At 56.5% G+C, this 20,565-nt stretch carries 17 protein-coding genes; 13 read left to right on the plus strand and 4 right to left on the minus strand.

Annotated elements, in window-relative coordinates:
• Positions 1-70 precede the first annotated feature (70 nt).
• A complete protein-coding gene (gene acuI / locus C3F35_RS14255) occupies positions 71-1,045 on the minus strand; it encodes an acrylyl-CoA reductase (NADPH) (protein WP_077226298.1) in 975 nt (324 codons plus the stop codon).
• Positions 1,046-1,229: 184 nt separating this feature from the next.
• Between acuI and csrD the strand changes: the two genes are divergently transcribed.
• The 8 genes from csrD (at position 1,230) to tldD (ending at position 13,497) form a co-directional block, all read left to right on the plus strand.
• Entirely contained in the window at positions 1,230-3,170 is a 1,941-nt protein-coding gene (gene csrD / locus C3F35_RS14260) for an RNase E specificity factor CsrD (protein ID WP_032614571.1), read from the plus strand.
• 279 nt (positions 3,171-3,449) lie between these two features.
• Positions 3,450-4,493 carry a rod shape-determining protein MreB gene (gene mreB, locus C3F35_RS14270; RefSeq protein WP_000913396.1) on the plus strand — a complete coding sequence of 348 codons (1,044 nt, stop codon included), beginning with the start codon at positions 3,450-3,452 and terminating at the stop codon, positions 4,491-4,493.
• A gap of 62 nt (positions 4,494-4,555) precedes the next feature.
• Positions 4,556-5,572: a rod shape-determining protein MreC gene (mreC, locus tag C3F35_RS14275; RefSeq protein WP_032614569.1), complete on the plus strand. Its 1,017-nt coding sequence runs from the start codon at positions 4,556-4,558 to the stop codon at positions 5,570-5,572.
• Positions 5,572-6,060, plus strand: a complete 489-nt coding sequence (mreD, locus tag C3F35_RS14280) for a rod shape-determining protein MreD (protein WP_032614566.1) — start codon at positions 5,572-5,574, stop codon at positions 6,058-6,060. The genes mreC and mreD overlap by 1 nt, the downstream gene beginning before the upstream one ends.
• A gap of 9 nt (positions 6,061-6,069) precedes the next feature.
• Positions 6,070-6,663, plus strand: a complete 594-nt coding sequence (locus tag C3F35_RS14285) for a Maf family protein (RefSeq protein WP_059307091.1) — start codon at positions 6,070-6,072, stop codon at positions 6,661-6,663.
• The gene (rng, locus tag C3F35_RS14290; protein WP_059307092.1) at positions 6,653-8,122 is read left to right on the plus strand and encodes a ribonuclease G; all 1,470 of its coding nucleotides are present in this window, start codon (positions 6,653-6,655) and stop codon (positions 8,120-8,122) included. Before C3F35_RS14285 ends, rng begins: the two co-directional genes overlap by 11 nt.
• 45 nt (positions 8,123-8,167) lie before the next feature.
• Positions 8,168-11,965: an AsmA2 domain-containing protein YhdP gene (gene yhdP / locus C3F35_RS14295; protein WP_103792773.1), complete on the plus strand. Its 3,798-nt coding sequence runs from the start codon at positions 8,168-8,170 to the stop codon at positions 11,963-11,965.
• A gap of 86 nt (positions 11,966-12,051) precedes the next feature.
• The gene (gene tldD / locus C3F35_RS14300) at positions 12,052-13,497 is read left to right on the plus strand and encodes a metalloprotease TldD (protein ID WP_032614557.1); all 1,446 of its coding nucleotides are present in this window, start codon (positions 12,052-12,054) and stop codon (positions 13,495-13,497) included.
• A 45-nt stretch (positions 13,498-13,542) separates the two neighbouring features.
• Here the strand turns inward: tldD and aaeR are convergent, their stop codons facing one another.
• The gene (aaeR, locus tag C3F35_RS14305; protein ID WP_032614555.1) at positions 13,543-14,466 is read right to left on the minus strand and encodes an HTH-type transcriptional activator AaeR; all 924 of its coding nucleotides are present in this window, start codon (positions 14,464-14,466) and stop codon (positions 13,543-13,545) included.
• 176 nt (positions 14,467-14,642) lie between these two features.
• Between aaeR and aaeX the strand changes: the two genes are divergently transcribed.
• The 5 genes from aaeX (at position 14,643) to C3F35_RS14330 (ending at position 19,618) form a co-directional block, all read left to right on the plus strand.
• Positions 14,643-14,846: a p-hydroxybenzoic acid efflux pump operon protein AaeX gene (gene aaeX / locus C3F35_RS14310; RefSeq protein WP_032614553.1), complete on the plus strand. Its 204-nt coding sequence runs from the start codon at positions 14,643-14,645 to the stop codon at positions 14,844-14,846.
• A gap of 7 nt (positions 14,847-14,853) precedes the next feature.
• A complete protein-coding gene (gene aaeA, locus C3F35_RS14315; RefSeq protein ID WP_032614642.1) occupies positions 14,854-15,786 on the plus strand; it encodes a p-hydroxybenzoic acid efflux pump subunit AaeA in 933 nt (310 codons plus the stop codon).
• Between the two features lie 5 nt (positions 15,787-15,791).
• Positions 15,792-17,759, plus strand: coding sequence for a p-hydroxybenzoic acid efflux pump subunit AaeB (aaeB, locus tag C3F35_RS14320; RefSeq protein ID WP_032614551.1), 1,968 nt, complete (start codon positions 15,792-15,794; stop codon positions 17,757-17,759).
• 86 nt (positions 17,760-17,845) lie between these two features.
• Positions 17,846-19,300, plus strand: a complete 1,455-nt coding sequence (locus C3F35_RS14325) for an NAD-dependent succinate-semialdehyde dehydrogenase (RefSeq protein WP_103792774.1) — start codon at positions 17,846-17,848, stop codon at positions 19,298-19,300.
• 45 nt (positions 19,301-19,345) lie between these two features.
• Complete coding sequence (locus tag C3F35_RS14330) at positions 19,346-19,618, plus strand: barstar family protein (RefSeq protein WP_032614547.1); 273 nt, start codon at positions 19,346-19,348, stop codon at positions 19,616-19,618.
• A 58-nt stretch (positions 19,619-19,676) separates the two neighbouring features.
• Here C3F35_RS14330 and yhcN (C3F35_RS14335) read toward each other — a convergent pair whose 3' ends face one another.
• Entirely contained in the window at positions 19,677-19,943 is a 267-nt protein-coding gene (yhcN, locus tag C3F35_RS14335; RefSeq protein WP_032614544.1) for a peroxide/acid stress response protein YhcN, read from the minus strand.
• 113 nt (positions 19,944-20,056) lie between these two features.
• Positions 20,057-20,320: a peroxide/acid stress response protein YhcN gene (yhcN, locus tag C3F35_RS14340; RefSeq protein WP_032614542.1), complete on the minus strand. Its 264-nt coding sequence runs from the start codon at positions 20,318-20,320 to the stop codon at positions 20,057-20,059.
• Positions 20,321-20,565: the final 245 nt, after the last annotated feature.

Consider the following 20,565-nt stretch of genomic DNA (forward strand, 5'->3'; position numbering starts at 1 on the left):
TCCGTCATGCGTTTTTTTAAGCATGACGGAGGAGCCGGGTTAAAGCGAATATGTCACGAAAATTTGAAGATTACGCCAGCTTCACCAGCGTACGGCCCTGGATCTGGTTATTGATGATCTTCGCGGCGTATTCCGGCGCCTGCTCAAGGCTAATCTGGGTGGCGCTTTGGGTGTAGAAGGAGGCGGGCAGATCGCGAACCAGTCGTTCCCAGGCCTGGACGCGGCGCGCTGGCGGGGTCATCACGGAATCGACACCCTGCAGACGGACATTGCGCAGAATAAACGGCATCACCGTGGTCGGGAGGGCAAAACCGCCCGCCAGGCCACACGCCGCCACGCAACCGCCGTAGTTCATCTGCGCCAGCACTTTCGCCAGCACTTTATCCCCGACGGTATCGACGGCACCGGCCCAGATCTGTTTCTCCAGCGGGCGGGTCTCTGCGAACTCATCGCGGCCCAGAATGCGGCTGGCACCGAGGCTACGCAGGTAGTCATGGGTACTTTCACGCCCGGAGACTGCCGCCACCTGATAGCCCAGCTTGTGCAGCAGGGCGACAGCGGTACTGCCGACGCCGCCGCTGGCACCCGTTACCACCACCTCACCGGATTGCGGTGTTACACCGGCCTCTTCCAGCGCCATTACGCACAGCATGGCGGTAAAACCGGCGGTGCCGATGATCATTGCTTTACGGCCATCGAGTCCGTTCGGCATAGGCACCAGCCAGTCGCCGTTAACACGTGCCTGCGCGGCCAGGCCGCCCCAGTGGTTTTCGCCCACGCCCCAGCCGGTCAACAGTACCTGCTGGCCAGCATGGAAACGCGGATCTTCGCTGGCGTGTACGCGGCCCGCAAAGTCGATACCTGGAACCATGGGAAAATTGCGAATGATTTTGCCAGTGCCCGTAATGGCGAGCGCGTCTTTATAATTCAGACTGGACCAGTCGATATCAACGGTCACGGCCCCCTCAGGCAGGCGGCTCTCCTCAATAGATTGCACTGATGCAAGTGTTTTGCCTTCCTGCTGTTCTAAGATCAAAGCCTGCATACGAATTCCTTACTCAGCATGATGATTGGAAAAAATTTTTTGAAGACTATACTCGCTCATTGATATGCAATGCCGATTTAACGCAATAAATTGCCAGATACACCGGATTTGGTAGTATGCCGATGCCGTAGTGCAAGTTAGCGCTCACTTGCTATCCTCATCAACTCACGGAGTAATCTCAAGGATGCGATTATCGACGAAGTTCTCCGCTTTCATCTCCTTGCTGACTGGCTTGACCATCTTTGTCACCCTGATCGGCTGCTCGCTCAGTTTTTATAATGCGATCCAGGGGAAGCTGGCGAACCGCGTACACTCCGTGGCGTCGGTCATTGATTCGCGTCTTGTCAGCACACCTTTTCCTGAACTTTCCCATCAGCTGGACGAGCTGATGGCACCGGTGGAAATCACGCGTGTTGAGATTAAGCAGGGCGGGAAAACCATTTTCAGCCACAACGGGTTAAAAGGCTATCGACCGGCCGGTGCGCCACTCCAGAATCTCGAACTGACCGTTCCTTCTCTTAAAAACCCCGGTATGACCATAAGTCTGGCCTATCTGGACCCGATGAACAGTTATTTTCGTTCGTTGGTGACCACCGCACCGCTGACGGTAGCGGTGATCTTCGTGGTCGTGCTGATCTTTCTGGCAGTGCGCTGGCTGCGTCGCCAGCTCTCCGGGCAGGAGTTACTGGAGGCGCGTTCGGTGCGCATCCTTAACGGTGAACGTGGCGCCCCTGTGCGCGGGTCCGTTTATGAATGGCCATCACGCACCAGCAGTGCGCTGGACGTTCTGCTGTCCGAAATTCAGTTTGCCAGCGACCAGCGAAGCCGCATGGACACGCTGATTCGCTCCTATGCCGCCCAGGACAACAAAACGGGCCTTAATAACCGTCTTTTCTTTGATAATCAGCTGGCTACCCTGTTAGAAGATCCTGAAAAGGTTGGGTCGCACGGGGTGGTGATGATTGTTCGCCTGCCGGACTTCGATCTGCTGAAAGACAACTGGGGACGGGCAGTGGCGGAGGAGCATCTGTTTATGCTCATCAATATGCTCTCCACCTTTATGATGCGCTATCCCGGCGCACTGCTGGCGCGCTATCACCGCAGTGATTACGCCGTGCTGCTGCCGCATCGCACCCTGAAAGAGTCAGAGAGCATTGCCAGCCTGCTGTTGAAGTCGGTGGATACACTGCCTCCCAGCAAAATGCTCGATCGTGATGACATGGTGCATATTGGCATTTGCGCCTGGCGCGGCGGCCAGACCACCGAACAGGTGATGGAGCACGCCGAAGCCGCCACCCGCAATGCTGTGTTGCAGGGCGCTAACAGCTGGGCGGTTTATGATGACTCCCTGCCAGAGAAAGGGCGCGGCAATGTGCGCTGGCGTACTCTGATCGAACAGATGCTTACCCGCGGCGGACCGCGTATCTACCAAAAACCGGCGGTGCTGGCAAATGGCCAGGTCCATCACCGGGAGCTGCTCTGCCGCATCTTTGACGGCAACGAAGAGGTAGTGTCAGCGGAATATCTTCCGATGGTGCTGCAGTTTGGTCTGTCGGAGGAGTACGACCGCCAGCAAATTTCGCGATTGATGCCATTCTTATCCTTCTGGCCCGAAGAACACCTGGCGCTGCAGGTGACGGTAGAGTCTTTGATCCGCCCGCGTTTCCAGCGCTGGCTGCGCGATGTGTTGATGCAATGTGAAAAATCGCAGCGTAAACGGATTATTTTTGAACTTGCAGAGGCGGATGTTTGTCAACACATCAGTCGGTTACAGCCGGTGGTACGGCTGATCAATGCGCTGGGTGCGCGTGTAGCGGTAACGCAGGCGGGCTTGACGCTGGTCAGCACCAGCTGGATCAAGGCGCTGGAGGTAGAGCTGTTGAAGCTGCATCCGGGGCTGGTAAGGAACATTGAAAAACGTACGGAAAACCAACTGCTGGTACAGAGTCTGGTTGAAGCCTGCAAGGGAACGCAAACCCATGTTTTTGCCACAGGTGTGAGGTCTCGAACCGAATGGCGGACGTTGACAGAGCGCGGAGTTACAGGGGGTCAGGGCGATTTTTTTGCTGCCTCTCAGCCTCTTGACAGCAATGTGAAAAAATATTCGCAAAGATACTCTGTTTAACCTGCCGTTTGGTGAGTTTTCACGTAGAATATCGCGCCTGTAGCGTGATGTATGACGAGCAAAATGACAGTGAGCGACCTTAAACGGGTTACAAATGAACGTGAGGAACGCTGTTTTTTCTCTGACCTGAGGGAGTCAGGCGACGATTTGTAACAAAGGAAACGTGCTGCACAAATTTTCACCGTAGCAGGCGATTTTTGCGCCTTGTCGCTGCTGCGTGTGGTTGGTAAAGTAAGCGGATTTTGTTTTCCGCCCCAGCTTTCAGGATTATCCCTTAGTATGTTGAAAAAATTTCGTGGCATGTTTTCCAATGACCTGTCCATTGACCTGGGTACTGCGAATACCCTCATTTATGTAAAAGGACAAGGCATCGTACTGAATGAGCCTTCAGTTGTGGCCATTCGTCAGGATCGTGCTGGTTCACCGAAAAGCGTAGCGGCCGTCGGCCATGACGCTAAGCAGATGCTTGGTCGTACGCCGGGTAATATCGCTGCCATTCGACCGATGAAAGACGGCGTTATCGCTGACTTCTTCGTGACCGAGAAAATGCTTCAGCACTTTATCAAACAGGTGCACAGCAACAGCTTTATGCGTCCAAGCCCACGTGTTCTGGTGTGTGTGCCGGTTGGCGCTACCCAGGTAGAGCGTCGTGCTATTCGTGAATCCGCTCAGGGCGCTGGTGCGCGTGAAGTCTTCCTGATTGAAGAGCCGATGGCTGCGGCTATTGGTGCCGGCCTGCCGGTTTCCGAAGCGACCGGCTCCATGGTGGTGGATATCGGTGGCGGTACCACTGAAGTGGCCGTTATCTCTCTGAACGGTGTGGTTTACTCCTCTTCCGTACGTATCGGTGGTGACCGCTTCGACGAAGCCATCATCAATTACGTTCGCCGTAACTACGGCTCTCTGATCGGTGAAGCCACCGCAGAGCGTATTAAGCACGAAATCGGTTCTGCTTACCCGGGTGACGAAGTGCGCGAGATCGAAGTGCGCGGCCGTAACCTGGCAGAAGGCGTTCCACGTGGCTTTACCCTGAACTCCAACGAAATCCTCGAAGCGCTGCAAGAGCCGTTGACCGGCATTGTTAGCGCCGTCATGGTTGCCCTCGAGCAGTGCCCGCCGGAACTGGCTTCCGATATCTCCGAGCGCGGTATGGTTCTGACCGGTGGTGGTGCGCTGCTGCGTAACCTCGACCGCCTGTTGATGGAAGAGACAGGTATTCCTGTCGTAGTTGCTGAAGATCCACTGACTTGCGTAGCCCGTGGCGGCGGCAAGGCGCTGGAGATGATCGACATGCACGGCGGCGACTTGTTCAGCGAAGAGTAGTCAGGTGTGAAAGGGTAGCGGATGGCTACCCTTTCTCTCTGACGCGAGAGTACGCATAGCCTATGAAGCCAATTTTTAGCCGTGGCCCGTCGCTACAGTTTCGCCTGATCCTTGGGGTGTTAGTAGCGCTTGGTGTCATTATTGCCGATAGCCGCCTCGGTACGTTCAGCCAGATCCGAACGTACATGGATACCGCCGTCAGTCCTTTCTACTTTGTATCAAATGGTCCCCGTGAACTACTCGACAGCGTCTCGCAAACCCTGTCCTCACGCGATCAACTCGAACTTGAAAACCGCGCGTTACGCCAGGAGCTGCTGCTGAAAAACAGCGAACTACTGATGCTGGGCCAGTACAAGCAGGAGAATGCCAGACTGCGTGAACTGCTGGGTTCCCCGCTGCGTCAGGATGAGCAGAAGATGGTGACCCAGGTGATCTCCACCGTTAACGATCCGTACAGCGATCAGGTGGTGATCGACAAGGGCAGCGTCAATGGCGTATACGAAGGCCAGCCGGTGATCAGCGATAAAGGCGTTGTCGGCCAGGTGGTCGCCGTCGCCAAGCTCACCAGCCGCGTGCTGCTGATTTGCGATGCCACCCATGCGCTGCCGATCCAGGTACTGCGTAACGATATCCGCGTGATTGCGGCCGGTAACGGCTGTACTGACGATCTGCAGCTCGAACATCTGCCTGCGAATACCGATATTCGCGTGGGCGATGTGCTGGTGACGTCGGGTCTGGGCGGGCGCTTCCCGGAAGGTTATCCGGTTGGGGTGGTCTCCTCCGTGAAGCTGGATACTCAGCGCGCCTATACCGTGATTCAGGCACGCCCAACGGCAGGTCTACAGCGTCTGCGCTATCTGTTGCTGTTGTGGGGCGCCGATCGTAACGGGACCAACCCGATGACCCCGGAAGATGTACATCGCGTTGCGAATGAACGTCTGATGCAGATGATGCCGCAGGTTCTGCCTGCGCCAAACTCAATGGGGCCGCCTGCGCCAGTACCTGCGCCGGCAACCGGGCTGACCCAGCCGCTGCCTGATGCGCCACCGCCACCGCAACTCTCCCCGGGAGGGCAATAGTGGCAAGCTATCGTAGCCAGGGACGCTGGGTTATCTGGCTCTCGTTTTTGATCGCGCTGTTGCTGCAAGTGATGCCCTGGCCGGACGACATTCTCGTTTTCCGGCCAAACTGGGTGCTGCTTATTCTGCTTTACTGGATCCTCGCTCTGCCGCACCGCGTAAATGTGGGCACAGGTTTTGTGATGGGTGCCATACTGGATCTGATTAGCGGTTCAACGCTTGGCGTACGCGCCCTGTCCATGAGCATCATCGCATACCTGGTCGCTCTAAAATTCCAGCTCTTTCGTAATCTGGCGCTCTGGCAACAGGCGCTGGTGGTGATGTTGTTATCCATGGCCGCGGATATCATTGTTTTCTGGGCAGAGTTTTTAGTGATCAACGTCTCTTTCCGTCCGGAAGTGTTCTGGAGTAGTGTAGTAAACGGTGTGCTCTGGCCGTGGTTGTTCCTGCTGATGCGTAAGGTTCGCCAGCAATTTGCCGTGCAATAAAAGGTTTCTATGACGTCTCTATATCTTGCCTCCGGTTCACCCCGTCGCCAGGAGCTGCTCACCCAATTGGGTGTCGCCTTCGAACGTATCGTGACCGGTATCGAAGAAAAACGTGCTGAGGGCGAAAGCGCACAACAGTATGTTTCCCGTCTGGCACGGGAGAAAGCGCTGGCTGGCGTGGCGCAGGTGCCGCGTGATTTACCGGTGCTGGGGGCAGATACCATCGTGATCCTGAACGGTGAAGTCCTCGAGAAACCGCACGACGATGAGCATGCGTTTAAGATGCTGAGCAAATTGTCCGGCCAAACGCATCAGGTCATGACCGCCGTCGCGCTGGCAGACCGCCAGCAGGTGCTCGATTGCCTGGTGGTGACCGATGTGACGTTCAGAGTACTCACCGAAGAGGATATCGCCGGTTATATCGCCAGCGGTGAACCAATGGATAAAGCAGGTGCATACGGTATTCAAGGGTTGGGTGGCTGCTTTGTCAGGAAGATCAATGGCAGCTATCACGCCGTAGTCGGCTTACCGCTGGTGGAAACGTATGAGTTGCTGAGCAATTTTAACTCACTGCGTGAGGGAAGGGATAATTATGACGGCTGAATTGTTGGTAAACGTAACGCCCTCGGAAACCCGTGTGGCGTATATCGACGGTGGAATTCTTCAGGAAATTCATATCGAGCGTGAAGCGCGGCGCGGAATAGTAGGCAATATCTACAAAGGTCGTGTCAGTCGTGTACTACCGGGTATGCAGGCGGCATTTGTAGATATTGGCCTCGATAAAGCGGCCTTCTTACATGCTTCAGATATCATGCCGCATACCGAATGCGTGGCGGGTGAAGAGCAGAAACAGTTCACCGTTCGTGATATCTCCGAGCTGGTCCGTCAGGGCCAGGATCTGATGGTGCAGGTGGTGAAAGATCCCTTAGGCACTAAAGGTGCGCGCCTGACTACCGACATTACCTTACCTTCCCGTTATCTGGTCTTTATGCCGGGTGCATCGCACGTTGGCGTCTCCCAGCGTATCGAGAGCGAAAGCGAGCGTGAACGCCTGAAAAAAGTCGTGAGCGCGTACTGCGATGAGCAGGGCGGGTTCATTATTCGCACCGCCGCAGAGGGGATAAGCGAAGAAGATTTGGCCTCGGATGCCGCCTACCTGAAACGTGTCTGGACAAAAGTAATGGAGCGTAAAAAACGCAACCAGACCCGCTATCAGCTATACGGTGAGCTGGCGCTTGCCCAGCGCGTCCTGCGCGACTTCGCCGATGCCCAGCTTGACCGTATTCGCGTCGACTCCCGTCTGACTTACGATGCGCTGCTCGAATTTACCGCCGAATACATCCCGGAAATGCCGGGCCTGCTGGAGCACTACACCGGGCGCCAGCCGATTTTTGATCTCTATGACGTCGAGAACGAGATCCAGCGCGCGCTGGAGCGCAAGGTCGAACTTAAGTCCGGCGGCTATCTGATTATCGATCAGACCGAAGCGATGACCACCGTGGATATCAACACCGGGGCCTTTGTCGGCCATCGCAATCTGGACGACACCATTTTCAATACCAATATCGAAGCGACGCAGGCCATTGCGCGTCAGCTTCGTCTGCGCAATCTGGGTGGCATTATCATTATCGACTTTATCGATATGAGTAACGAAGACCACCGCCGCCGCGTACTGCATTCCCTGGAGCAGGCGCTGAGTAAAGATCGCGTCAAAACCAGCATCAATGGCTTCTCCCAGCTGGGCTTGGTTGAGATGACCCGCAAGCGCACCCGCGAAAGCGTGGAGCATGTGCTGTGCAGCGAGTGCCCGACCTGTCATGGCCGCGGCACGGTAAAGACGGTAGAAACGGTCTGTTACGAGATCATGCGTGAGATCGTTCGCGTCCATCACGCCTACGACTCCGACCGCTTCCTGGTCTATGCTTCTCCTTCGGTGGCGGAAGCCCTTAAAGGCGAAGAGTCCCACGCGCTGGCAGAAGTGGAAATCTTTGTCGGCAAACAGGTAAAAGTGCAGATAGAGCCGCTCTATAACCCGGAGCAGTTTGACGTAGTAATGATGTAATCCGCAGGGTGCTGCGAGACAAGAACGGCTGACAAGGAGAGACGCGTGAGGCGATTGCCGGGGATTTTATTGCTTACAGGGGCAACGCTGATCGTGATTGTCGCGCTGCTCGTAAGCGGGCTGCGTCTCATATTGCCGCATCTGGACAGCTGGCGCCCTGAGCTGCTGGCGAAAATCGAATCCGCGACCGGTGTGCCCGTCGCGGCCAGCCAGCTCAACGCGAGCTGGCAGAACTTCGGCCCGACGCTGGAAGTGCGCGACATCAAGGCGCAGCTGAAGGATGGCGGCCACCTTAACATCAAGCGCGTCACCCTGGCGTTGGACGTATGGCAAAGCCTGCTGCACCTGCGCTGGCAGTTTCGCGATCTGACCTTCTATCAACTGCAGTTTCTGACCAACACTCCGCTACGTAGCGACGACCAGGGCGAAGGCTTCGAGGCCAACCGCATCAGCGATCTGTTCCTGCGCCAGTTCGATCACTTCGATCTGCGCGACAGCGAAATCAGCTTTATCACGCTTTCCGGGCAGCGCGCCGAACTGGCAATCCCTCAGCTTACCTGGCTTAACGGCAAAGATCGGCATCGGGCGGAAGGCCAGGTCAGCCTCTCCAGCCTGAACGGACAGCATGGCGTGATGCAGGTGCGGATGGATCTGCGTGACGACAATGGCCTGCTGAATAACGGCAAAGTGTGGATGCAGGCCGATGACGTAGACGTCAAACCCTGGCTGGGTGAGTGGCTACAGCAGAATATGCAGCTGGAAACCGCGCGTTTCAGCATTGAAGGGTGGATGACCCTCTCCAACGGCGAGTTCGCCAGCGGCGATATCTGGCTGAAGCAGGGGGGCGCCAGCTGGCCGGGTAAGGCGCGCCAGCATCAGCTTTCGGTTGATAACCTGACTGCGCACGTTACCCGCGAGAAAGAGGGCTGGCAGTTCGCCATCCCGGATACCCGTATTACGATGGACGATAAGTCGTGGCCGCGCGGCGCGTTGTCGCTGGCCTGGATCCCGGCGCAGGACGTTGGCGGTGCCAACAACAAACGCAGCGACGAGCTACGTATTCGTGCCAGTAATCTGGAACTGTCGGGCCTTGAAGGGCTGCGAACTATCGCGGCGAAACTCTCCCCCTCGCTGGGCGAAGTGTGGCAGGCCACCCAACCGGTTGGGGCGATTAACGCTCTGGCCCTCGATATTCCGCTACAGGCAACGGAAAAAACCCGCTTCAACATCGCATGGACCGATCTCGCCTGGAAGCAGTGGGAACTGCTGCCGGGTGCCGAGCATTTCAGCGGCACTCTGGAAGGCAGCGTGGAAGATGGCCGTCTGGTGGCCCACATCCATGATGCGAAAATGCCTTACGAAACCGTCTTCCGCGCTCCGCTGGAGGTAGAGAAAGGCACGGCAACCCTTCACTGGTTGAAAAACGAGAAAGGATTCCAGCTCGACGGACGCAACATCGACGTCAAAGCCAAAGCGGTGCATGCCCGGGGTGGTTTCCGCTATCTGCAACCGGCGGGTGATGAACCCTGGCTGGGGATCCTGGCGGGCATAAGCACCGACGACGGGTCGCAGGCCTGGCGCTATTTTCCTGAAAACCTGATGGGCAAAGCGCTGGTGGATTACCTGAGCGGTGCTATTCAGGGCGGCCAGGCGGATAACGCCACCCTGGCCTATGGTGGCAACCCACACCTCTTCCCCTACAAGCACAACGAAGGTCAGTTCCAGGTTCTGGTGCCGTTACGCAACGCCACCTATGCTTTCCAGCCTGACTGGCCAGCCCTGAAAAACCTCGATATTGAACTTAACTTTATCAATGACGGGTTATGGATGAAGACCGACGGCGTCGCGCTGGGCGGGGTGAAGGCCAGTAACCTGACCGCGGTGATCCCGGACTATTCGAAAGAAAAACTGCTGATCGACGCCGATATCAACGGGCCAGGAAAAGCCGTTGGGCCGTACTTTGACGAGACGCCGCTGGATGATTCACTGGGTGCCACCCTTAAGCAGCTCCAGTTGGATGGTGATGTGAATGCTCGCTTACATCTGGATATCCCGCTGGACGGTACCATGACCACCGCCGAAGGCGACGTCAGGCTGAAAAATAACAGCTTATTTATTAAGCCGCTGAACAGCACCATTAACAATCTGAGCGGCCAGTTCAGCTTCGTCAATGACGATCTGAAAAGCGGGCCGCTGACGGCAAGCTGGTTCAATCAGCCGCTGAATATCGACTTCTCCACCACCGAGGGCGAGAAGGCCTATCAGGTGGGGATCAATCTGGATGCCAGTTGGCAGCCGTCTCGGTTGGACGTGCTGCCAAAAACGCTCAGTCAGTCTCTGGGTGGCCGCTTGCCGTGGAACGGTAAGGTCGCCATTGAGCTGCCTTATCGGGGTGATGCCCATTACAAGGTCGATCTCAGCGGCGATCTGAAGAACGTCAGCAGCGATCTGCCATCTCCGCTGAACAAACCGGCGGGCGAACCGCTGCCAGTAAAAGTGAACGTCGACGGGGATCTCAACAGCTTTACCCTGACGGGCAATGCGGGCGGCAAAAACCACTTTAACAGCCGCTGGCTGCTGAACCGCAGGCTGACGCTCGATCGCGCCATCTGGACCTCCGACAGTCGCACGCTGCCGCCGCTGCCGGAACAGGCAGGTGTTGAACTCAACCTGCCGCCAATGGACGGTGCCGAGTGGTTAGCGCTGTTCCAGCGTGGCGTTGGGGAAAATGTGGATGACTCAGTGCAGTTCCCGCAGCACATCACGGTGCGCACTCCCGCGCTGACGCTGGGTAGGCAGCAGTGGAATAACCTGAGCATTGTCACGCAGCCTACCCTGAACGGCTCAAGCGTTGAGGCGCAGGGACGGGAAATCAACGCCACCCTGCTGATGCGCGACACTGCGCCATGGCAGGCGGCGATCCGCTATCTCTCTTACAATCCGGGCACCGCCACCACCGGGAAAGGCAACACTGTTTCGCCATTAGCCAGCACCACACAGGTCAATTTCAGCGGCTGGCCTGATTTACAGCTGCGCTGTGCCGAGTGCTGGCTGTGGGGACAGAAATATGGCCGTATCGATGGTGATTTCACCATCAAGGGCAACACCCTGACTCTGGCGGGCGGGCTTATTGATACTGGCTTCGGCCGCCTGACCGCCAACGGCGAATGGGTGAACGGTGCCGGGGAGCAGCGCACCTCACTGAAAGGGCAACTCAAAGGCAACAAGCTGGATGCGGCATCGAACTATTTCGGTATCACTACTCCGATTCGCGGGTCGTCGTTTGATCTCGACTACGATCTGCACTGGCGCGACCAGCCGTGGAAGCCTGACGAAGCCTCGCTGAACGGCATCCTTAAGACCCGGCTGGGCAAAGGTGAAATAGCCGATCTGAGCACCGGCCATGCGGGCCAACTGCTGCGTCTGCTCAGCTTCGACGCCCTGCTGCGTAAGCTGCGCTTCGACTTCAACGATACCTTCAGCGAAGGGTTCTACTTCGACTCGATTCGCAGTACCGCGTGGATCAAAGATGGGGTGTTGCACACTGATGATACTCTGGTGGACGGACTGGAAGCGGATATCGCCATGAAAGGCTCCGTCAATCTGGTGCGCCGCGAGCTGGATATGGAAGCGGTAGTGGCACCGGAAATTTCTGCCACCGTCGGCGTGGCAGCGGCCTTTGCCGTTAACCCGATCGTCGGCGCGGCGGTGTTTGCCGCCAGTAAAGTGCTGGGGCCGCTGTGGAGTAAAGTCTCCATTCTGCGCTACCACATCACTGGCCCGGTCGATAAGCCGCAGATTAATGAAGTGCTGCGACAGCCGCGTAAAGATGCACAGCAATGATTTGACGCAGGCAATTAATTGCCTCACTCTCAATAGATAAGATCTTAGATACGTCCTGTGGACGGCAACGAACGAGTAGCAAAACGATGAGTCTGAACCTGGTAAGTGAACATTTGCTGGCAGCGAACGGCCTGAGCCATCAGGACCTGTTCTCCATTCTTGGTCAACTGACCGAACGCCGTCTCGACTACGGCGATCTCTACTTTCAGTCGAGCTATCACGAATCCTGGGTTTTAGAAGACAGCATTATTAAAGATGGCTCTTACAACATCGACCAGGGCGTCGGTGTTCGTGCTATCAGCGGTGAAAAAACCGGTTTTGCCTATGCAGATCAGATTAGCCTGGCCGCGCTTGAGCAGAGCGCGCAGGCGGCACGGACCATCGTGCGCGACAGCGGTGACGGCCGGGTGAAAACCCTGGGTGAAGTACAGCACACTGCGCTCTACACCAGCGTCGATCCGCTGCAAAGCATGAGCCGTGAAGAGAAGCTGGATATTCTGCGTCGGGTGGATAAAGTCGCTCGCGCGGAAGATAAGCGCGTCCAGGAAGTCTCCGCCAGCCTGAGCGGCGTATATGAGCTCATTCTGGTAGCGGCGACGGACGGTACGCTGGCCGCCGATGTACGTCCACTGGTGCGTCTGTCCGTCAGCGTGCTGGTGGAAGAGGACGGCAAACGCGAGCGCGGCTCCAGCGGCGGCGGCGGTCGTTTTGGTTATGAATGGTTCCTTAACCCGGTCGAAGGTGAGGTGCGCGCCGACGCCTGGGCAAAAGAGGCCGTGCGGATGGCGCTGGTTAACCTCTCTGCCGTAGCGGCACCTGCGGGCACCCTGCCAGTGGTACTGGGCGCGGGCTGGCCGGGCGTACTGCTGCACGAAGCGGTAGGTCACGGTCTGGAAGGCGACTTCAACCGTCGCGGCACCTCCGTATTCAGCGGTCACATGGGTGAGCTGGTCGCATCTGAACTCTGCACCGTGGTGGATGATGGCACCATGACCGATCGTCGCGGCTCCATTTCTATCGACGATGAAGGGACGCCGGGTCAGTACAACGTGCTGATCGAGAACGGTATCCTGAAAGGCTATATGCAGGACAAACTGAATGCGCGCCTGATGGGTGTGGCCCCAACCGGTAACGGCCGTCGCGAATCCTACGCGCACCTGCCGATGCCGCGTATGACCAACACCTATATGCTGGCGGGTAAATCCACGCCGCAGGAGATCATCGAGTCGGTGGAGTATGGTATCTACGCCCCGAACTTCGGCGGCGGCCAGGTGGATATCACCTCGGGCAAATTTGTCTTCTCCACCTCAGAAGCTTATCTGATCGAGAAAGGCAAAGTAACCAAAGCGGTGAAAGGCGCGACCTTAATCGGTTCCGGCATCGAAGCGATGCAGCAGATCTCCATGGTCGGTAACGATCTGAAGCTGGATAACGGCGTGGGTGTCTGCGGTAAAGAAGGCCAGAGCCTGCCAGTGGGCGTGGGTCAGCCGACCCTGAAGGTAGATAACCTGACCGTTGGCGGTACCGCGTAATTTCTCCTTTCGACATGCCCTCTCCCTGTGGGAGAGGGCAACAGACTACTCCTTCCTTGCCCGCATCTCCTGAAACAGCGCCGCCACCTGCACGAAATAATCGGTCAGATAGTTAATGCACACCTGCACCTTCAGCGGCAGCTTGTCCTTTTCGGTATAGACCGCATACACCGGACGTGGATCCGATTGATAACGTGGGAAGAGGATCTCAAGCTCACCGCTGTTGATCTCATTGATCACCCACATCAGCGGAACGTAGGCGATCCCGGCCCCGGCCACCAGCCAGCGGGAGATGGTCATCGGATCGTTGGTGACAAAACGCCCCTGCGGCAGCAGTTTGGTGGATAACCCTTCCGGCGCGACCAGTTCAAATTCATTATCCGGGCGCACGCTGTACTCCAGCCAGGCGTGATTGCTGAGATCGGCCGGTTTCTCCGGGATCCCCGCTCTGGCGAGATACTTTTTCGCCGCACACACCACCATTGGCATACTGCCCAGACGGCGGGAGAAGAGGCTGGAGTCCTGCAACGCCCCGACGCGGATCACCACATCCAGCCCATCGGCAATCAGATCCGGGGCGGGAATGCCGGTGACCAGATTAACCGTCAGACCCGGATACTCCTGCAACATCTCGGCGGTCATTTCGGCCAGGACATTTTGTGCCATAGTTGAAGAGCAGCCGATACGCAGGGTGCCGATGGGGGTGTTATTAAAGGCGTAGAGTTGCTCATGCACCGCCTGGGCCTCATACAGCATTCGCCGACAGCCCTGATAATAAATTTTGCCTGCTTCGGTCAGGCCGAGGCTGCGGGTGCTGCGGTTGAGGAGCTTTACCTGGAGGTCATCTTCCAGTTTGGCGACGGTCTGACTGATTGACGAGACGCTCATCTGCAGTTGCCTTGCCGCGGCGGTAAAAGAACCCAGCTCAACGACTTTGGCAAAAACTGACATTCGTTTTAGACGTTCCATTGTTCACTCTGGCTTAAAAGTGATTTAGATCACATATGATAGATAACAGCATAACAGTTACGCTAATATATTATTTATACATTATAGCTACGCCACGCCGCCCGGCTTCTCTTGCCCCTTCTGCGGTGCCGTATGCTGAATAATTCTTTCGCCTGCTCGCACTAATCAAGGTCAACATGAGTCTGTTTCCCGTTATCGTGGTGTTCGGATTGTCGTTCCCACCGATATTCTTCGAACTTCTTTTATCACTGGCGATTTTTTGGCTGGTGCGAAAGGTGCTGGCTCCGACCGGGATCTATGATTTCGTCTGGCACCCTGCATTGTTCAATTCTGCGCTGTATTGCTGCCTGTTCTATCTGGTATCGCGCTTGTTTGTTTGAGGTTGATGTGAAAACGCTAACAAGAAAAATCTCCCGTACCGCCATTACTGTGGCGCTGGTCATCCTCGCGTTCATCGCTATTTTTCGCGCGTGGGTTTACTACACTGAGTCGCCATGGACGCGTGACGCACGCTTTAGTGCCGACATCGTCGCGATCGCCCCGGATGTGGCGGGACTGATCACTGCCGTCAATGTGCATGATAACCAGCTGGTGAAGAAGGATCAGGTGCTCTTCACCATTGACCAGCCCCGTTATCAGAAAGCGCTTGAAGAAGCGGAAGCGGATGTCTCCTACTACCAGGCACTGGCCGCGGAAAAACGCCGTGAGGCAGGGCGCCGTAATAAGCTGGGGATTCAGGCGATGTCCCGCGAGGAGATCGACCAGTCCAATAACGTGCTGCAAACGGTCCTGCATCAGATGGCGAAGGCCGAAGCCACGCGCGATCTGGCGAAGCTCGATCTTGAGCGTACCGTGATCCGCGCCCCGTCTGACGGCTGGGTGACCAACCTCAACGTCTACACCGGCGAATTTATTACCCGTGGCTCAACCGCCGTGGCTCTGGTCAAACAGCACTCTTTTTATGTCCTCGCCTATATGGAAGAGACTAAGCTGGAGAACGTCCGTCCTGGCTATCGGGTAGAGATCACCCCGCTTGGCAGTAACCGTGTACTGAAAGGGACGGTTGATAGCGTGGCGGCAGGGGTGACCAACTCCAGCGCCACCCGTGACAGCAAAGGGATGGCCACCGTCGATTCCAATCTGGAGTGGGTGCGTCTGGCGCAGCGCGTGCCGGTACGTATTCGTCTAGACGATCAGCAGGGTAACCTGTGGCCTGCGGGGACCACCGCCACCGTGGTGATCACCGGTGAGAAAGATCGGGATGCCAGCCATGACTCGCTGTTCCGCAAAATTGCCCACCGCCTGCGTGAGTTTGGTTAATCGCCATGGGCATCTTCTCCATCGCCAACCAGCACCTGCGCTTTGCGATTAAGCTGGCCTTCGCCATTGTGCTGGCGCTGTTCGTCGGCTTTCACTTTCAGCTGGAAACACCCCGCTGGGCGGTGCTGACCGCGGCGATTGTCGCCGCAGGTCCGGCATTTGCAGCGGGGGGTGAACCTTACTCCGGTGCCATTCGCTATCGCGGGATGCTACGTATCGTCGGCACCTTTATCGGCTGTATCGCCGCGCTGACCATCGTTATTCTGATGATCCGTACCCCGCTGCTGATGCTGATGGTATGTTGTATCTGGGCCGGTTTCTGCACCTGGATCTCCTCCCTGGTGCGGGTGGAAAACTCCTATGCCTGGGGGCTTTCTGGCTATACGGCGCTGATCATTATTATCACCATCGAGGCCAACCCGCTGCTGACGCCACAGTTTGCCGTGGAGCGCTGCAGTGAGATTGTCATGGGGATCGTCTGTGCGATCGTGGCGGATCTGCTCTTCTCCCCACGCTCCATTAAGCAGGAGGTGGATCGCGAGCTGGACGCGCTGATCGTCGCCCAGTATCAGCTGATGCAACTGTGCATTAAGCATGGCGACAGTGAAGAGGTTGATAACGCCTGGAGCGCGCTGGTGCGTCGTACCACCGCGCTGGAAGGGATGCGCAGCAACCTCAATATGGAGTCGTCGCGCTGGTCGCGGGCAAATCGCCGTCTGAAGGCGATCAATACCGTCTCCTTAACCCTGATCACCCAGGCCTGCGAAACTTATCTTATCCAGAACACGCGTCCCGAGGCGATCACGGAGACCTTCCGGGAACAGTTTGCTACCCCCGTCGCCACCGTTCAGGATGTGCATAAACAGCTCAAACGTATGCGGCGTGTCATCGCCTGGACCGGTGAACGCGACACTCCGGTGACGATCTATACCTGGGTTGGCGCGGCGACGCGTTACCTGCTCCTCAAACGTGGTGTCATCGGCAATACCAAAATCAGCGCCACCGAAGAGGAGGTGCTGCAGGGCGAGGTGGTGGTCAAAGCCGAATCGGCAGAACGTCACCATGCGATGGTCAACTTCTGGCGCACCACGCTCGCCTGTATGCTGGGGACGCTGTTCTGGCTGTGGACCGGCTGGACTTCCGGCAGCGGTGCCATGGTGATGATTGCCGTGGTCACCTCGCTGGCCATGCGTCTGCCTAACCCGCGGATGGTGGCGCTCGATTTTCTGTACGGAACCCTGGCGGCACTGCCGCTTGGCGCCTTCTATTTCCTGGTGGTTCTGCCCTCGACCCAGCAAAGCATGCTGTTGCTCTGTATCAGTCTTGCCGTGATGGCCTTCTTTATTGGTATAGAGGTGCAGAAGCGACGTCTGGGTTCGCTCGGGGCGCTGGCCAGCACCATCAATATTCTGGTGCTGGATAACCCGATGACGTTTCACTTCAGCCAGTTTCTCGACAGCGCGCTGGGGCAGATTGTTGGCTGTTTCCTCGCGATGATGGTCATTCTGCTGGTGCGCGATAACTCTCAGGCCCGCACCGGACGCGTGCTGCTGAACCAGTTTGTTTCCGCGGCTGTTTCAGCGATGACCACCAACACCGCCCGGCGTAAAGAGAATCATCTGCCTGCGCTCTACCAGCAGCTGTTTTTACTGCTGAATAAATTCCCGGGCGATATTGCGAAGTTCCGGCTGGCGCTGACCCTGATCATCGCCCATCAGCGCCTGCGCAATGCACCGGTGCCGGTCAATGACGATCTCTCTGCATTCCACCGCCAGCTGCGACGCACCGCCGATCATGTCATTTCGGCCTCCAGCGATGATAAGCGACGACGTTACTTTACCCAGCTGCTGGCAGAGCTGGACATCTACCAGGAAAAACTGCGTATCTGGGAGGCACCGCGACAGGTGACCGAACCGGTGCAGCGGCTGGTGGGGATGCTGCATCGCTACCAGAATGCGCTCACCGACAGCTGATCCTCCTGAAAACCGACGCCGTAAGCGTCGGTTTTTTTGTGACTATACTTATCCTGGCAAGTACTTAAACCCGCACGGGAGGATACATGACGACCCAGGCTCTTCAGGACAGTGCGCTATTTCAGACAGGATATTTGGTCGATGGTGTATGGAAAACGCTCGATACCACATTTGATGTCGTAAATCCGGCCACCGGCGAGGTGATCGCCAAAGTGGCAAAAGCCGGCACCAAAGAGACCGAAGAGGCTATCGCCGCCGCCAGCCGTGCTTTCCCGGCGTGGCGTGCGAAAACCGCCAAAGAGCGCTCGGCCATCCTCTATCGCTGGTATGAATTAATCATTGAGAACAAGCAGTGGCTTGGACAACTGATGACCACCGAGCAGGGCAAACCGCTGAAAGAAGCGGAGGGCGAGGTGGAGTACGCGGCCAGCTTTATACAGTGGTTCGCCGAGCAGGCCAAACGCGCCAACGGTGAAATCATTCCTCCGGTTAAACCTGGCTCCCGCATTCTGGCCACCCGCGAACCGGTTGGCGTGGTGGCGGCAATCACACCGTGGAATTTCCCGATGGCGATGCTGACCCGCAAGCTCGGTCCGGCGCTGGCCGCAGGCTGTACCGGGGTGATCAAACCGGCCAACAACACGCCGCTCAGCGCCTTTGCATTACTTACCCTCGCCAAAAAGGCGGGGGTCCCGGACGGCGTACTCAACGCGGTCGCAGGCAACACCTCTGAGATAAGCGATGCGATCATGGCCAGCCATGAGGTGCGAAAAATCTCCTTTACCGGCTCGACGGCAGTAGGAAAAACGCTGGTACGCAATTCCGCCGAGACCATGAAAAAAGTCTCGATGGAGCTGGGCGGTAATGCGCCTTATATCGTCTTTGAGGATGCCGATATTGATGCCGCGGTGAAAGGGGCCATCGCCAATAAATTCCGCAACGCCGGCCAGGTCTGCGTCAGCGTCAACCGCTTCTATATTCAGGAGTCGGTGTATGACGCCTTTGTCAGCCAGCTCGCCGCTGCCGTGAACGACTTAAAAGTGGGTAACGGCCTGGAGGAGGGCACCGTTGTCGGACCGCTGATTGAGCCTGCCGCAGTGAAAAAAGTGCGCGAGCATGTCGAGGACGCCGTCGCCAAAGGGGCAACAATTCTGGCAGGCGGTAAAGCGCACGATCTGGGGGGCAACTTCTGGCAGCCGACAGTGCTGGGCGATTGCCATGAAGGGATGGCGCTGGCCAGCGAAGAGACCTTTGGGCCTGTTGCGGCCTGCTTCCGTTTTACCTCAGAAGAGGAGGTGATTCAGCGCGCCAACAATACGCCGTTCGGTCTGGCCGCCTATTTCTACACCCAGAATCTGCAGCGGGTGTTCCGCGTCTCGCAGGCTATTGAGAGCGGAATGATCGGAATTAACGAATGCGCGGTCTCCACTGAACTGGGTCCATTTGGCGGAGTGAAAGAGTCGGGGCTGGGTCGTGAAGGGTCTGTACTGGGACTGGAGGAGTTCCTGGAAGTGAAAACCCTGCATATCGGGGGATTATAATCGACAGGGCGGCATCAGCCGCCCGCCTGGACGGGGTGGCGGGAAATGAATATTTATACGTTTGATTTTGATGAAATCGACAGTCAGGAAGACTTTTACCGTGAGTTTTCACGTACCTTTGGCATCGCGCGAGAGAGTGTGACGGACCTGGATTCTCTCTGGGAGATCGTCACCGGTAATCAACTGCCGCTGCCGCTTGAAATCGAGTTTACCCATTTACCGGAGAAGCTGCGCAGGCGCTTCGGGGCGCTGATCCTGCTGTTTGATGAGGCAGAAGAAGAGCTGGAAGGTCAGATTCGCTTTAACGTTCGCCCGTAAAAGGCAAAAAAAAGCCCCTGCGAGGCAGGGGCAAGTCGTAGGTCAATACGACGAGGGTTTATTTGTACAGCTCGGCCGTGGCATGCCAGTGGTCACCTGTATTCAGTTCGGTGATGCGATAGCTGCTGGCGCCTGCTTTTTCTGCTTTTGCTGCCAGAGCCTGACGGACATCCATTGGAGAACCGGCAACTTCGGTAACGCCTACGCTACCCAGTGATTGCAGACCTTGCGCTTGCTCCGCGGTGACCTGATGCACAGCTGCGCTGGCACCAAATGAGAGAACGGAAGCTAAACCAAGGGTGGCGATGATTAATTTCGTGTTCATAGTCTTAACTCCTTACAGGGCACGTTCAACGACGAGAAGGGTTATGCTGCTATTTTTATGCCTGGTGTCGTTGAACAGAGATAACGGGTATTACGGTTAATGCTCGGTACGACTTATTTGTACAGCTCAGCAGTAGCATGCCAGTGGTCACCGGAACGCGCTTCGATAACGCGATAGGAGGAGGCACCCTGTTCCTGCGCTTTTTTGTTCAGCATCTGATTCATGTCCATCGGCGAAGTACCGATTGCACCGACAGAGACAGTACCGATAGATTCACGGGTCTGGGCCTGATCGGCGTTAATTGAATCGGCGGCAAAAGCACCGAAAGACAGAACAGACAGAATGCTTAGTGTGGCTACGGTAGTTTTGATTTTCATGATTATCTTCCTCGTCATATTCTTTACTGGGGTCTTCGTTTCGTGACCCTCATCACAAAATCAAGTATACACTAATAACGGCAAAAATTAATACCATGCTAATTGTTTCCTATGAAATCACGTATTAAGCATCGGGGTTTTTATAACTGAAGGGAATAAAAAAGCAGGTGTTAAGCGTATTAAAGCGCTTAATATTCAGGAAAATCATAAAGATATTACAATTTGATTATTCGTGCGATCGCAGG

Origin of the sequence: Leclercia sp. LSNIH3, from assembly GCF_002935105.1 — a bacterium.
Taxonomy (GTDB): domain Bacteria; phylum Pseudomonadota; class Gammaproteobacteria; order Enterobacterales; family Enterobacteriaceae; genus Enterobacter; species Enterobacter adecarboxylatus.

What these genes read in the sequence shown, in the direction of transcription:
- acuI (WP_077226298.1), bottom strand. Translation starts at nt 1,045, where the DNA reads ATGCAGGCTTTGATCTTAGAACAGCAGGAAGGCAAAACACTTGCATCA.
- csrD (WP_032614571.1), top strand. Translation starts at nt 1,230, where the DNA reads ATGCGATTATCGACGAAGTTCTCCGCTTTCATCTCCTTGCTGACTGGC.
- mreB (WP_000913396.1), top strand. Translation starts at nt 3,450, where the DNA reads ATGTTGAAAAAATTTCGTGGCATGTTTTCCAATGACCTGTCCATTGAC.
- mreC (WP_032614569.1), top strand. Translation starts at nt 4,556, where the DNA reads ATGAAGCCAATTTTTAGCCGTGGCCCGTCGCTACAGTTTCGCCTGATC.
- C3F35_RS14285 (WP_059307091.1), top strand. Translation starts at nt 6,070, where the DNA reads ATGACGTCTCTATATCTTGCCTCCGGTTCACCCCGTCGCCAGGAGCTG.
- rng (WP_059307092.1), top strand. Translation starts at nt 6,653, where the DNA reads ATGACGGCTGAATTGTTGGTAAACGTAACGCCCTCGGAAACCCGTGTG.
- tldD (WP_032614557.1), top strand. Translation starts at nt 12,052, where the DNA reads ATGAGTCTGAACCTGGTAAGTGAACATTTGCTGGCAGCGAACGGCCTG.
- aaeR (WP_032614555.1), bottom strand. Translation starts at nt 14,466, where the DNA reads ATGGAACGTCTAAAACGAATGTCAGTTTTTGCCAAAGTCGTTGAGCTG.
- aaeX (WP_032614553.1), top strand. Translation starts at nt 14,643, where the DNA reads ATGAGTCTGTTTCCCGTTATCGTGGTGTTCGGATTGTCGTTCCCACCG.
- aaeB (WP_032614551.1), top strand. Translation starts at nt 15,792, where the DNA reads ATGGGCATCTTCTCCATCGCCAACCAGCACCTGCGCTTTGCGATTAAG.
- C3F35_RS14325 (WP_103792774.1), top strand. Translation starts at nt 17,846, where the DNA reads ATGACGACCCAGGCTCTTCAGGACAGTGCGCTATTTCAGACAGGATAT.
- C3F35_RS14330 (WP_032614547.1), top strand. Translation starts at nt 19,346, where the DNA reads ATGAATATTTATACGTTTGATTTTGATGAAATCGACAGTCAGGAAGAC.
- yhcN (WP_032614544.1), bottom strand. Translation starts at nt 19,943, where the DNA reads ATGAACACGAAATTAATCATCGCCACCCTTGGTTTAGCTTCCGTTCTC.
- yhcN (WP_032614542.1), bottom strand. Translation starts at nt 20,320, where the DNA reads ATGAAAATCAAAACTACCGTAGCCACACTAAGCATTCTGTCTGTTCTG.